Origin of the sequence: Mesorhizobium sp. M0983, from assembly GCF_040318975.1 — a bacterium.
In the GTDB taxonomy this organism is placed as follows: Bacteria; Pseudomonadota; Alphaproteobacteria; order Rhizobiales; family Rhizobiaceae; genus Mesorhizobium.
The window spans coordinates 1-1,140 of record NZ_JAMYNH010000062.1; the positions used below are offsets into that span (position 1 = coordinate 1).

Here is a 1,140-nt window from a genome sequence, read left to right on the forward strand (position 1 = left end):
CATCGACCAAAAGACCAAGCGCTCGGGGGTATCAGGTTGTGCCCGACCTCATCGCGGACCTAAACCCTCCGAAATGACGGTAGTTCGAGGTGTCCATATGATCGCGAGGATCCCTCCAGTCGGCATGGACGCGCCGGTGACCAATCAGCGCTTCGGCGAGCTCGCGATGTGACGCCCCGGCAGCGATGTCACGTTGTCTGGCTATGAACGCGCTGAGAGCTGCGGCGCTGTTGTCAGCTGACCACGGTTACGGCTTTCCATTCCGCCATGGCCTGCAGGCGGTGAATATGTGTGGCAAGAGCGGAGCGTTTTGAGCGAGGTGGAACGAAGAGGTTGCGCAGAGCCGAGAAGATCGAGACGAAACGCTGCAGGCTTCCTGGCGACCGGAAGCCCTGCATCACCCGCTCTCGTTTTCGCAGCGGCACATGGGAATTCTCGGCGCGGTTGTTCAATCTTTTGTGTGACCGGTGCTCGACGTCCGGCATCACCTGACGCTTGGCCGCTCCATACGAGCGCAGCTTGTCAGTGATCATGCGTTTCGGTGCGACGCCCTGTTTCTTCAACAGGCGCGTCAGCAATCGCTTGCCCGCCTTGGTGTTGCGGCGGTTCTGGACGATCTCGTCGAGGACATAGCCGTCCTGATCGACGGCGCGCCATAGCCAGTGTTTTCGGCTAGCAATGGTGATGACGACTTCGTCCAGGTGCCAGATGTCATCGCGGCTCGGCTGCTTGCGGCGCAAGCGGCGAGCATAATCGGGCCCGAACTTCTTGCCCCAGCGGCGGATCGTTTTGTAGGAGACCAAGATGGCGCGCTCCAGCAGCATTTCCTCGACCAGACGCAGGCTCAAGGGAACCGGTAGTAGAGCCAGACCGCATGGGCGATGATCTGCGGCGGGAAACGATGGCGCTTGTAGCTGATGGCAGGCATTATCATGCCGCCGTCCCTATGCCACAAATGCAGACGCACGGTTTACGTGACAACACCCCGCGCCTGAATGTCTTTGCGAACGGTTTTGCCGAGCCGGAGGATCGGGCTCGCGCCCTGGCAGCGCTGTTGCCCACTCGGCAATAATCAATGTGAGGCAATGCGCGTCAGCGCCAAACGCGGTCCATTCAAGAGATCGTTCAAGTGGCCCGTCA

The 1,140-nt window shown here is 60.3% G+C and carries 1 pseudogene; it reads right to left on the bottom strand.

What is annotated here, in order from left to right:
- Positions 1-233: 233 nt before the first annotated feature.
- A pseudogene (locus NKH71_RS33310) lies at positions 234-928 on the bottom strand (IS6 family transposase).
- Between the last annotated feature and the right edge of the window lie 212 nt (positions 929-1,140).